Here is a 13,077-nt window from a genome sequence, read left to right as displayed (position 1 = left end):
AAATTGTGGAAGTTACGGAAATAAAACATAAAGTGATATTAAATTTTTTAGGAGTAATATCAAGATAAGCTTAAATCATCTCCAGTCCTTAAAATAAGCTATTTCCTGAACTATTTATCGTAAAAAAATCTCAGTATTTTTGCATTAAAAGTTTAAAGATTAGAAAAAATAGGATAATCTGACTCCAATAAATAGTATTTTCAAGCTTTATTTATTGCTTAATTTATTACCTAATTAATTGCTATAAAAAAATGATTGAGATCACATCATTTTGTGATTGTGTTTACTTGCTTTAACCTGAGTTCGGGATAAGCTGAACTCCTTGCTAGGCAGTTAACTTAAAAATTCCTTTTTATAGTTAAATTTTTAATCGATCCGCTCTCGAAATCTTTGAGGGGCTTCAAGCAAGCGAGCTTATAGCTTATAGCTACCCTAACCGTTTAATTTTCTTAACCCGAACTGACGTTGCTTTAATTTTCTGATAACAAATAGAAAAAAGAATGCGACACATCCTGTAAGGGCGAATGGTCGTTCGTCTCTACCCAAGAATCATCTGTTGCAAATATTATTTGATTTGGGATTAATAAAGAAAAGATCGCTATATAGCTAAATAGGGGTTACTGAAAAAGTCTAAAACCTAGACAAATCAGTGCTTGACAAGAGTTAAAAATATTTTTGTTTAATCAACCACCAATAAATTCCAGAATCTGCCTTGCTACTGATTCGGGCTGTTCCCATTGTGGTGAATGACCCAATCCGCGCAGCCAAACTAATTGAGACTTAGAAATTGCATTTTTAAACAGATAGGCAACTTCCGTTCCCAAAACATCATCTCGTTCTCCCCAGAGAATTAAGGTAGGCTTATTAACTAGAGGAATACGCTCTCTCAGTCGATAATAACCACCGCTACGGGTAAAGTCATTAATTGCTCTCGACCAACCTGGCATCAATGAGGGCAAGGCAGCGCAGCGAATGACATCTTCTGTTGGGAAATCCAATAAACCCAAGCTTTTGCCCCAAAATAACCCGAAATTGCGTCGCTGTCGCCAAAATTCTACCGCAAATTCCACCATGGGATCGGGCAATAGCTTACCAATAGGAAAACTACCGCTATAGCCTACTGAATTAATCAATACTAACTTAGCAACCGCTTCTGGATAACTCAGAGTAAAATCAATGGCAGTCGCCCCGCCCATAGATACCCCTACCAAAATAACTGGACGGTTAATTAAACTGTGCCAAAAACTGTAAAGATGTTCTTTTATGCTGTGGGGATTATAGGAAATATTCGGCAGGCGTTCTGTAAAACCAGAGCCGAGAAGATCCACCGCCCAAGTTTCCCGTTTTGCTGCCAGTAAAGGAATCAGACGGCGAAATTCCAACAGAGAGCTATCAAATCCGTGTAACAACAAAATGGGCGGGGTCAGCCCTGTAATTCCCAACTTTGTATAAGCAGTAGCGATCGCCCTATAGAATAAAGGGGTTAATGTTGGATAACGTTTAATACTTTTAGCGAGGAAGATTGACTCACTATTCTCTAGTAAATGAACTTCTTGGGGAAGGAAATTAGGAAACATTCTGTGTTTGAAGCGATTGCACGTTGTCAACTTCCTATTTTAGTGTAGGGTAAAAAAATGAAAAAAGTTGTGGCGCGTCGATCAATCATCGTAGTTAAACTTCAAGGCTACAAACTCATCACCAAATTCTGGTCGCGAACAAAATACCACCTTCTCTCTAGATCTTTCGTTGATGAGGCAACTGACTTCTCTCTTAAAGCCTTCAAGATTATTGGCATATCTTTGAGGATCGATACGTAATTCTCGTTTAAACTGATTCCAAGGAACATCAACGATTTTATCACCACAGACCATTTCTACTTCACCGCCTTCGGCATCGAGATCGCCCAATTCGACTTCAAACTCCGCAGCCTCAATTTCCACGAACTTGCACCGTTCCATCTTTGCCCGTCCACCGCAACTAACCAGTAGATTGGAAGCTAAAATAGTGGTAAATGCGATCGCTACTGTTGGTAGTAATTTCATGGTTCTGAGTTTATCTCTTTCCTTAAATTCTCAATATATCTATTATTTATTAATTCAGAAAAAAAGTTTCTTGGGGAACGCAAAAGCGTAAAGCTCAATCATTTTGTGTTTAAAAAGTTCGTTACCTTAGTTTTCTTATGGCAGATAAAAAAATAGTTTTTATTTTCAGATAATTGTCAATCAAATAATATCAGTCAAATTCTGTTGGTGAATTTGGTTTTTGATAAAGCTTAAAAAATCGAGATATTTGTTCTTTTTTGACTCTTGATTCTGATAGCTCTGGAATTTCTGCTTCTCCAAAAAAAGCGATTTCGCTAGTTTCATTACTAACTTTAGCGTTTCCTCCGACAATCTCACAGTGAAAAAAGAGTTTATATACATGGTAAGGAAATGCTGGTGGATGTTGTTGTTTTTCTCGATCGTAAGCTGCTAGTAATTTAACAACCCGTGTTTCAAAGCCTGATTCTTCAAAAACCTCACGAATTACAGATTCACTGGGCGTTTCATTCACGTCTGCCCATCCTCCTGGTAAAGTCCATCGTCCACGATCTGCAATCTCTCTAACTAATAAAATTTTGGCATTTTTAAAAATAACTCCACGGACATCAACTTTAGGAGTAGCATATCCAAATTCAGCAGCGTTAAATTTTAAAAACTCATCGACAGATAAATTCGTGTAATTTGCTAAAATTTCCGATGAAATTGCTTCTATTCTACGATAGCGTTCTCGATCGAATTGTCCAGTTGCGTAATGTAATCCTGTTTGACTGATAGCTTGAAGTTCTCTCGCCCATTCGATCCATTTCATAGACTTTTTGTTCTTTATAAGTAACTAATTATGAATTATATAAAGATGAAACCCAGCAATCATCAAAAATATTATAATTAAGTTGTAATAATGTTATAACTTATTGGAGAAATAAGAATTACTACTTTACATAAATAGAGGTCAGTAACCCTTTTAAATAAGCTTGATGTATGGCTTGAATACGAGTTTTTGCCTTTAGTTTACTGGCTGCATTATTAATATGAAACTTAACTGTGCGATCGCTAATAAATAATCTTTGGGCAATTTCGCGATCGCGTAAACCATCGGCTAACAATTGAATTATTTCTTGCTCTCTACGGGAAAGAAAAGTATCAGTTTTACGAGGAGAATTATAGGGAAGAGATAGTTTAATTTGAGTAATATTATCGTGGGAAATCTTGGTTTGTAATTTGCCCCCTATGGTAATAAACGCAAAATTTAGATCGCTAAAGGCTATTGCTGTTTCTGAGTCGGATAATAACATGGCTTCTAGATACAAGCGATCGCTTTTGTAAGTCAAACGACAATAGTTGCAATTATGAGTTTTTAAAGCCTCTGCGGTTTTTAATAATAAATAGTTTATAGAAGTAGTTAAAGGGTTTTCTGTACCTACTAAAATCAAACGTACATTGGTTAAAATCTCAGATATTTGCTCAGAAAGAGGCTTATTTATGAGTGATTCTGAAGGAATAATTTGAGAATACCATGGGGCTTTTTGTTGATAGAGTTGAACGTTATTTAAAGCCACTGCTACCGAACTACAAAGTATTCTCAAGGCTTCTAAAAATTCTGCTTTCATGGGCTGATGAGAAAAAACCGCTAGCACCCCAATAGCTTTTCCTGCAATAGCTAGAGGTAGTCCTGCAAAGCCACAAATCTTATTTGCGATCGCCCATTCTCGATTTTTTACCCAAGATTCTTCTGCTAGAGAGTTGCTCAAAAAAGGAATACAATGTTGGGCAATTTTTCCCACTTTATAAGCACCCATTGGTACTATGGCAAAATCCCCATCCAGACGGGTATACATTCCCGAAGAAGCCACTAACTTTAATACAGTGCGATCTGGTTCGACAAGCCAAATACGGGCAAAACAACAACCACAGTTTAGTACCAAACCATCAGTTATTTTATTGGCGATCGCTTTTGATTCGAGACAACCAGACAAACTTTGATTCAACTGATTAATATTCTGTAGTTCAAATAGTAGTCTAGAGGAATTGAGCAAGGCATTATCATCAGACACAAGATAAAAAGGGAAGTTAGCTAATACTTCTAATTGAGGTACAAATTAAATCTTTATCCTGTATTGAAAGCTACAAATTTCTGAGATTATTGAATTGTTGACAATTGTTCCTGAATTTTGCGATCGCGTTTTCCTTGTAAAATTAGAGGAACACCATTGTTAGGAGCGATAGTAGCACCACGACGAGTGGGAACTACAGGGCGATCGCTCGCTAAAGTTAAATCGTATCTTGTTAAAACTGTAGCTAAAACTAATTTCATTTCTAATAGAGCTAGAGCGTAGCCGATACAGCGACGATTACCCCCACCAAAAGGCAGAAATTCATAAGGAGAGTACTGACGCTCTAAAAAGCGTTCTGGTCGGAATTTTTTGGGTTCAGGGTAAATATCTTCACGGTAGTGAGTTAAATAAGTAGTAGGAGTAAGAATTGTTCCTGGTGCAAATTGATAACCCATAACTTCAATCGGCGACTTAGCAAGACGCATAAACGCAGTAATAACTACAGGATTAATTCGCAAGGTTTCGTTACACACAGCAGTTAAATAGGGTAAACGAGCAATTGCCAAAGGATCGTCAAGATCTGCAAAACCATCTAATTCTGCTAGTAATTTTTGTTTGACTTCAGGTATCTTATGAATCCAATAAAAAGCCCAGGATAAAGCTGTGGCTGTAGTTTCGTGACCTGCTACTAAGAGAGTCATCATCTGATCTTTTAGCTCGATATCGCTTAAACCTTCTCCTGCTTCATCACGAGCCGACATCATCAGAGTAAGAACATCGTTTCCCGATAATTCTGGGCTAGCTCGTCTTTCGTCGATTTCTGCTTGCATTAGCTCGTAAATTTTGCATTTGCGTCGCACTACTTTCCCCCAAGGACTCCATTCTCCCAAATCTTGTTGTAAGAAAGGTAAAAAGATCACACTAGCTTTTAAAGGAGAGCCTGTTAAGTCTAATAACTCAATTAACGAGGGTTTAATTTGTTGGTAGCGTTCTCCTTCACTCAGACCAAAAACAACGTGTAAAATTGTCTCAAAAGTAATATCCTGCATAGCTTTTTGAGCCACAAAAGTTTGTTTCTCTTGCCATCTATGAGCTACTTGTTGGGTAATTTGACAAATAGTTTGAGCATAAGATTTTACCTTTTCTCCATGAAATGGTGGCATCATTAATTTGCGCTGTCTGCGATGAGTTACACCATCTAATAGAACAAGGGAATTATCTCCTAAAAGGCTGCCAGCCAAATTATTAGTACGCCCCACATCAAATTTTTGAGCATCTACACTGAGAATTTCTTCAATTCCTTGAGGGTTGCTGACTACGGTGAAAGGAGGTAGACCCATCAACCTGAGATTGAACATATCTCCGTATTTACTGGCGCATTCTTCTAAAAAATCGAGGGGACGAAAAATCCAGTTAATTAACTGAACCAAGGGCAAACTTTGAGGACTTTTGAATGGTTTCATGGCTTGGGTAGCTTAAAATTTCAGTTTTTATGCAATTACAATTTAGTTTAAAAAAAAATTCAGCAGGAGGATACAATCAATTTGGTAAATTCAGCACAATCCTGAAGGTTTAACTTCATAATGTATCTCTTCAACAGGTAGAGAATCTCCATTGAGATTGTTGTAACTCAACTGAAGTCTTCTTTCTTTTGCATATTCAATCAACTTACCCGTGTATAATTCAGCATTTGTTCCCAAGCTTTGAATTCGTACTTTACCCCCAAATACTGTAGCCCTGGCTAGATAAATTACCAGATCGTCCCGTGACGGTCGATTTACAGTGGTACTTGCGGTTAAGTGAGCCAATCCTCGCTCATCTATTTCTTGAGTCATTGCCACTGCTGTATTACGAATACCTCTAATGGCAACAATTGCAGCAGCTACCGCCATAGTGATATCAGTACCATCATCGGTAACAATTTTCTGGTGGGAAAGATATTGAAAATTCTTTTCGCCCAAATCATCTCGAATGCGACGATGAATCATGTTATGAGGACGGTAATTAGATAATGCGCCGACAATCGCTCCACAAGCATGACGGGGTTCTCTCCAAGGAGATTCGCGGGTTTTACCATAGATACGTTTTTCTCCCTCTTCTAAACGTCCCACATGAGTTTTGAGATCGGTTGCTACCAAAACAATCGATTGAGAATTACCTTCATAAAGTCTTCTGCGTAATGGTTCGTCCATCTGATGGGCTACGGTAACATGGGCTAAGGTTGCACCGTTATCTGTACCACCTCCTGCGGGGAAAAATGCCTCTAGTTTCAGTTCGCCAATTTCCGAAAGGGTAGCAAAACGAGATGCTACGACATCTCGATAGCGTTTGGTAACTTCTCCTTGGTGAATCCGATCGCCACAGTTAGTATATGCCAAAGTGGTAACTGCACTGGGTAGACTTAAATCTGCTCCGCAAATATTCATATCTGTAGGATGATATGCAGCAAATTGTAGTTCGTCTCGTAATAACTGCAAGCCATTGATTAGGGCATAGCGATCGCTTACAATTTCATTGAGATAGTTATGATAGGCATTTCTTTCCATACCAAAGCTAGCAGGAAGACACCAAAAGCGATCGATTCTTTTTTGGGTAGAAGCTGCATCAAATGGAAGGGACATAATTAATTGAATTCAGATATCTATAATGCTTAACAAGTTCAATAATATCTCTTGATTTAGCCAGATACCTCAAATAGATTAATCTTCTTGCTTCATCCGTACTTCTAGACATTTTGCTAAGATATTATCTATCAAAAATGTGGGTATTTCATGTTTCAAATTAAACTACTAACTCGTAATTTAGTAATTATTTTATTTGGCTTTAGCGGGATAGTAGTAAATATCAATTCTTATTCAGTTGTTGCTCAAACAGAAGCTTCTGAGCCTTTAGCGATTCCTCAAAACGATCCTTTATTACCCCCTAATAATATTAATAGAGAACTTTCTCCTCTAGAAAAAAAAAGAATTAAAACAGAGATAGAAACATTAGAAATTGAAGCAAATAGCCAATTAGAGCAGGGTCAGCAAAAGGAAGCTTTTAATATTTGGTTTCGCCAATTAAGACTTTATAGAGCAATTAGTTTATCAGAAGAAATTATTGCTTTAGGAAGAGTAGGAGAAATAGCATGGCAAAATAATCGAGGGCAAGAGTTAAAAGTTATTACCCAACGTTTAGATAGTATTTATCAAGAACAAAAAACTAATAATAATGTAACCGCAAAATTACTGAATATTTTAGGCACTTCCGCTCAACAAACTCGTAATCTCGATAATGCGATCGCTATATACAATACTCTTTTAACTCAAGCACGTCAAGCGGATAATATTCAGCTAGAGCAACAATATCTAGAAACTATAGGAAAGCTTTATCTCGATAAATTTGACTATTCTCAAGCAGCTAACATCTATGAAGAGTTGCTAACCTTCAACAGTGGTGATATCACTACCACAGCTACCGAAGAATACCTCTCAAATCTAATCGATATTTATCGCTACAATAAACAGCCACAGAAAGAAATTATCGTCAAAAAACAATTAATTGATTACTACCAAGCTCAAGAAGATAATCAAAAAATAGGAAAGCTCAAAGTCTCTCTGGGAGATGATTATCAGACTTTGGGTGAAATAGAATTAGCTATCGAATCTTATCAAGAAGCCATCATGCTGGGGCAGTCTTTTCAACAAATAGCACTGACCAGTGAAACTTTAGCAAAATTAGGTCGTCTCTATCAACGACAAGAACAGTATACTTTAGCGATCGCAACTTATCAACAACTACTCGATGTACAAAAGCAAGCCTATAACTCTTATGGTGTCATGAACGCCTACGATCGCTTAGGAAGAGTATATTTGATTTTAGAAGATTATGAGCAAGCTTTTACGGCTTTTACTCAAGGTTTGGAAATAGCACAGTCTCTTAACTATCAGGTAGGTTATTTTACTGATTTAATTGACCAAGTTGAAATGAAAATTAAGTAATTTATCGTATATAAAACAGCAAAAAAGGTAAAGAAGTCGATACGACCTACATTTTTACTTTTGCTAGTCTACAATAAAAAAACTTATTTTTATTTATCAGTCTCATGCACGACAAAACAACGAACTTAAAGCAAGCTCGACATCTTATAGAATGCTTTTCTGCTATCAAAATCCCAAAAATCCCCTTGGCTTTAATTCTTTTCTATCTTCTCTATTTAGTTAAATCAGCTTTGGGGATAAATATTTCCAGCAAACACAGTGCGCCTCAAGTATTTAAGATTCCTTTAATGACTCTTGATTGCATCTTACCAATTGCAGGAAATTACTGTTATAAATCAAAACTAGACATTTCTTTAAAGTAGCGAGAAATGATTAATTATCAATTTTATTTGAGCCAAATTTGTCGGATACTTTATTAATTGCCCAAGTAGCAAAAGCACCAAGAAAAAGAATGCCAATTGCAGGATTAAATAAAGGTTGCCATAGCTGATACCAAATATCAAAACCGAGGGGAATGTTTAAAGATTTGCCAATAACAGCGATCGCAAACCAAGCAAAACCGAAGAATACTAAAAAAACATCGGCGATTAATAAACGTTCGATCCAAGTTACTAATTGTTCTTTCATTTATTTAAAAGTATTTAAAATTTTTTCTATGGTATAAAATTGTAAACTTAAAGGGGGCTATACTAATTAAGGTTTTTAAAATAATTAATAATTAGATTTGCTAGTTGTTAGAAGAGACGTTTCGTCGGAAGGTCTTGACAATTGTCAATCAGAAATTAATTAAAATTACAATATTTTATGATTCATATTTCAAAAAGATTTAACTGGGTTGCTGTGTTAATCGCATTAGTAGATCTCTGCTCTATAGAGACCCCCTGTTTTTCTAATAAATCTTTAAAATAGTTAGCAGTATTCGGCGATTTTTCTTCTACGGGACAATGAACAAAAAAGTAAACGGTTTTGCCAATTTTTAGCCAATCACTAACTTGGATCGCCCACTGTGCCAAATAAGCTTGATTATATTCGGCTTCTGGATTACTAATAAAACGAACTAAGGCATAGTTATTCGTGACAACTGGCTGTAGGGGAACATTCGGTTTGCGTCGCTGTGAATTAACTTGAGGATCGTTATTACAGTTATAAATTGGGCGAGTATCTAAAAGTACCCTAGCAATATTTAACTCTAATAGCATCTGATTAAGCTGCTCTTTGTAAGGAGAAACAAACCAATCGGGATGACGTACTTCTACCGCAATGTCATGTTTTTTAAAAGCGATTAAAAACTCTCGTAAATCTTTTATATACTGGGGACTATAGCTAGGTGGTAATTGAGCAAAAACCACCCCTAATTTATCTTCTAAGCCAGACATGATTTTGAGAAAACTTAGTCCCTGAGCTATTTTTGGTTGTAACAAACCTTTGTGAGTAATTGTTTTCGGAAATTTTGGGCAAAATTTAAACTCTTTAGTAGTTTCATTTGCCCATTTAGTAACAGTGTTTGGCTGAGGAACAGCATAAAAAGTAGTATTACCCTCAACTGTATTAAACTGCTGACTATAAAGATTTAAAAAATCTCCAGACTTAGTTTTTGCAGGATAAAAATTACCAACCCAACCTTTATAAGACCATACAGCACAACCTAAATATAATTTTGGGGGAATCATTTTTTTGTTGGTGATTTGTTGTTAGTCCCGTCAAGCACCCAATGCAACGGGTATCCTAAAGGACTCGGCTTCGCCATCGTAAACGGGATCGAGATGATTAGTGGTTTATTGCTAATTGTTACCTATTACCTATTACCTATTACCTATTACCTATTACCTATTACTTATATTCTTTGCTCCTTTATTGACTAAGCACTGCAATTTTCTGTTGCTCTTCTTCCGTTAATTCTGGGGACTCACCTACTGCTTCTTTATACATTTTGATATACTCTAAAGCGGATTTTAACCAGCTAAAGTCTTCTCTCATTCCTCGTTGTTGTAATTCCTGCCATTTTTCTTTATAACGGAAACCTTCCCACGCTCTTACCATACAGGTATAAAGGTCTAAGGGTTCAAAGCGATCGAAACAGTAGCCAGTACCAGCTTTGTTAATAGGGTCATGATGAGATACTGTATCCACTAATCCCCCTGTTCTTCTTGCTATGGGTACGCAACCATAACGCATTGCCAGTAACTGACTAATGCCACAGGGTTCAAACTTAGAAGGCATTAAAAAGACATCACAACCACTATAAATTCTTCTGGCAATTACATCACTGTAAAGTAGCTGTACTGACATTCTGCCACGAAAACGAGAAGCAGCTTCCCATAATTGAGTTTCTAATGAGCGATCGCCAGTACCTAAAATCACTAACTGAGCATCAGTATAGGACATAAAGCGATCGAGGATTTGTAAAATTAAATCGATCCCTTTTTGCTCTACTAACCGAGATACTACCCCCATCAATAAAGCATTAGGATTAACCTCTAAACCTAATTCTTGTTGCAACACTCCTTTGTTCCGACTACGCTTTTCAATAGTATCGACGGTGTAATTTTGTTCTAGATAACGGTCATTAGCTGGATTATAAGAGTCGGCATCGATTCCGTTGGTAATACCCCTAAGTTTTCCGCTAATGAAAGACAGTAAGCCTTCGAGCTTTTCGCCATATTCTACGGTTTTTATTTGCTCTGCATAGGTAGGAGAAACAGTACTCACAATATTAGCAAATTGCACCGCAGAAGCCATCGTATTATGTCCCTCCATATACCAAGGACACCAAGTAATTCGATCGAGATACCAACGCCAAGGACCTTGATAAGCCAAATTATGAATTGTAAATACAGTGGAAATATCAGGAGTCTGATGCATCCAAACAGGAAGCATTCCTGTATGCCAATCATGACAATGAACTATCTGGGGTTTCCAATAATTCCAACAGAACTCGGCTGCGCCATTAGAAAAGAATGTAAATCGCCAAGCTTCATCTTCTCCCCCATAAATACGATTGGGATCGAAAGCAGGATGTCCGAAAAGATATAGAGGAATATCAGTATCGGGTAAAACAGTTTCGTAGATGGCAAAGTCATTAAACATAGCAGATCCCCACCACACAGGTTCTTGAGGAATATCGAGTTTTCCAGCAAGAGTTCCATAATAAGGGAGAAAAATGCGAACATCATGCCCTAACTGTCTCAAAACTTTAGGTAATGAACCTACTACATCACCCATTCCTCCTACTTTAGCGATGGGTGCTGCTTCTGCTGCTACAAATAAAATTCGCATTACGGTGATTCCTTTAGCTTCTTACTGGTGGCACTTCTTCTCACTCTCAGAGATTATATAGGGGATAGGATGCTATTTTGAATATTTATTTCCGAAAAAACTCGTGATTTTAGTTGTTGGCACTCCCCAACCTGAAAAGTAAGGGGATTCTTGTTTCAGCGAACCACAGCTAAAGATAGTATATCTATATAATTAGGAGTAAGTATTGATAGCTCCTCCTCGGTCTTGAATGTCGATCTGTAGAAATAAAAAGTTATTTGGTAGTGTTGCCAAAAACTTGAGCTTTCTTGTAGTATGATTAAAACTTAAATTATTACTAAGCTTAATGAACTTTTTCGCAACCTATAAGATGGAAACCTTTTCAAGGTGAGATTATTTAAATTTGCCTGAGATGGTATCAGGTTTTCTAGGCGAACGTTAACCTTATGTAAGTGTAGCTGTAGTGAGTTAATTTGTTCCTGCTGCTTCGGCAATGATGTTTGGTAGTCAGATATATAACGTGAGTGTTCGTATTACTGTTTTTGGTAATTCAGCTTGGCTTCATCTAGAGAGGCGATCTTTTCCACCTTCTTTTAAATTATGAAAATTGCTTTATTTACCTACTCCACAAAGCCTAGAGGCGGTGTAATTCATACTTTGGAGTTAGCAGAAGCTCTACAATGTTTGGGTCATCAAGTATGTGTTTATGCTTTGGATAAAGATTGTATTGGTTTTCATCGCCCTTTAAAATGCCCTAGTAAGCTAGTACCGACAAAACCCGCAGCGCAGTCTATAGATGAACTAATTAAACAAAGGATTCAAGAATTTATTGATTATTTGATTAAAGAAGAAGAAAAATATGATATCTATCATTCTCAAGATTGTATTAGTACCAATGCGTTAAAAGTCTTGCGAGATAAAGGGATAATTCCTCATTTTATCCGTACTGTTCATCATATTGATGAGTTTAACAGTCCTTATTTACAAGAGTGTCACGATCGCTCTATCTTAGAACCAGATTTATGTTTATGTGTCTCTGGATATTGGCAACAACAATTAAAGCAACAGTATCAAGTAGATGCACCAGTAGTTATTAATGGTATTAATACTCAAAAATTTTCCAGCAAGCCTAATGGTTTAGAAACCCAATTAAAACAAAGCTTGGGAATTACAGGTAATCCTGTTTATTTATCTATTGGCGGGATCGAACCTCGAAAAAACTCTCTAAAGCTGCTACAGGCTTTCTCTCAGGTATTAAAAACTTATCCCCAAGCACAATTAATTATTGCTGGTGGTGATACTCTATTTGATTACAAACCCTATCGTGTAGAATTTTTTACAATCGCTAAACAACATAATATAAGTGTAGGAGAATCTCTAATTTTGCCTGGAGTCATAGCAGATCGAGACATTTCCATTTTGTATCGTTGTGCTGATGCTTTTGTTTTTCCCTCTGTTAAAGAGGGTTGGGGACTGGTATTATTAGAAGCGATCGCATCTGAACTTCCTGTAATAACTTCTAAGATTGCCCCTTTTACGGAGTTTCTCGACCATGAATCAGCTTTACTGGTCGATCCTTATGATATTAAGACGATATCTATAGCAATGCTCGATATCTTAAATAAAGATGTTGCTCAAAAACTAATTAATAACAGTGTCTCTATTCCCGCTCAATATTCTTGGCAAAGATCGGCACAGATACATCTAAATCTCTATCAAAAGCTGTTACTAAATTAGTAATAATGTATT

Annotated in this window: 12 protein-coding genes; 3 read left to right on the top strand and 9 right to left on the bottom strand. The window is 36.8% G+C overall.

Annotated elements, in window-relative coordinates; genetic code table 11:
- Positions 1–683: 683 nt before the first annotated feature.
- The 6 genes from H1P_RS11255 to H1P_RS11230 form a co-directional block, all read right to left on the bottom strand.
- Positions 684–1,577, bottom strand: coding sequence for an alpha/beta fold hydrolase (locus H1P_RS11255; protein WP_144867220.1), 894 nt, complete (start codon positions 1,575–1,577; stop codon positions 684–686).
- Positions 1,578–1,658: 81 nt separating this feature from the next.
- Positions 1,659–2,042: a hypothetical protein gene (locus H1P_RS11250; RefSeq protein WP_144867219.1), complete on the bottom strand. Its 384-nt coding sequence runs from the start codon at positions 2,040–2,042 to the stop codon at positions 1,659–1,661.
- A gap of 190 nt (positions 2,043–2,232) precedes the next feature.
- Positions 2,233–2,850: an NUDIX hydrolase gene (locus H1P_RS11245; protein WP_144867218.1), complete on the bottom strand. Its 618-nt coding sequence runs from the start codon at positions 2,848–2,850 to the stop codon at positions 2,233–2,235.
- A gap of 121 nt (positions 2,851–2,971) precedes the next feature.
- Positions 2,972–4,093 carry a LuxR C-terminal-related transcriptional regulator gene (locus tag H1P_RS11240; RefSeq protein WP_222427021.1) on the bottom strand — a complete coding sequence of 374 codons (1,122 nt, stop codon included), beginning with the start codon at positions 4,091–4,093 and terminating at the stop codon, positions 2,972–2,974.
- 86 nt (positions 4,094–4,179) lie between these two features.
- The gene (locus tag H1P_RS11235) at positions 4,180–5,556 is read right to left on the bottom strand and encodes a cytochrome P450 (protein WP_144867217.1); all 1,377 of its coding nucleotides are present in this window, start codon (positions 5,554–5,556) and stop codon (positions 4,180–4,182) included.
- 90 nt (positions 5,557–5,646) lie between these two features.
- Positions 5,647–6,714: a hypothetical protein gene (locus tag H1P_RS11230; protein ID WP_144867216.1), complete on the bottom strand. Its 1,068-nt coding sequence runs from the start codon at positions 6,712–6,714 to the stop codon at positions 5,647–5,649.
- 150 nt (positions 6,715–6,864) lie between these two features.
- Between H1P_RS11230 and H1P_RS11225 the strand changes: the two genes are divergently transcribed.
- A complete protein-coding gene (locus H1P_RS11225; protein ID WP_144867215.1) occupies positions 6,865–8,073 on the top strand; it encodes a tetratricopeptide repeat protein in 1,209 nt (402 codons plus the stop codon).
- A 104-nt stretch (positions 8,074–8,177) separates the two neighbouring features.
- A complete protein-coding gene (locus tag H1P_RS11220; RefSeq protein ID WP_144867214.1) occupies positions 8,178–8,435 on the top strand; it encodes a hypothetical protein in 258 nt (85 codons plus the stop codon).
- Positions 8,436–8,445: 10 nt separating this feature from the next.
- On the opposite strand, the gene H1P_RS11215 is transcribed toward H1P_RS11220, so the two are convergent.
- The 3 genes from H1P_RS11215 to glgA form a co-directional block, all read right to left on the bottom strand.
- Entirely contained in the window at positions 8,446–8,700 is a 255-nt protein-coding gene (locus H1P_RS11215; protein WP_144867213.1) for a hypothetical protein, read from the bottom strand.
- A 182-nt stretch (positions 8,701–8,882) separates the two neighbouring features.
- A complete protein-coding gene (locus H1P_RS11210) occupies positions 8,883–9,743 on the bottom strand; it encodes a DUF72 domain-containing protein (protein ID WP_144867212.1) in 861 nt (286 codons plus the stop codon).
- 181 nt (positions 9,744–9,924) lie between these two features.
- Positions 9,925–11,349 (bottom strand): glycogen synthase GlgA, encoded by a 1,425-nt coding sequence (gene glgA, locus H1P_RS11205; protein ID WP_144867211.1) that lies wholly within the window; start codon positions 11,347–11,349, stop codon positions 9,925–9,927.
- A 579-nt stretch (positions 11,350–11,928) separates the two neighbouring features.
- On the opposite strand from glgA, the gene H1P_RS11200 reads away from it, so the two are divergent.
- Positions 11,929–13,065, top strand: a complete 1,137-nt coding sequence (locus tag H1P_RS11200; protein ID WP_144867210.1) for an MSMEG_0565 family glycosyltransferase — start codon at positions 11,929–11,931, stop codon at positions 13,063–13,065.
- Positions 13,066–13,077 lie beyond the last annotated feature (12 nt).

It is taken from the genome of Hyella patelloides LEGE 07179, from assembly GCF_900659865.1.
In the GTDB taxonomy this organism is placed as follows: domain Bacteria; phylum Cyanobacteriota; class Cyanobacteriia; order Cyanobacteriales; family Xenococcaceae; genus Hyella; species Hyella patelloides.
Note: the sequence above shows the minus strand (reverse complement) of the source record. Positions and strands in the feature narration are given on the sequence as shown.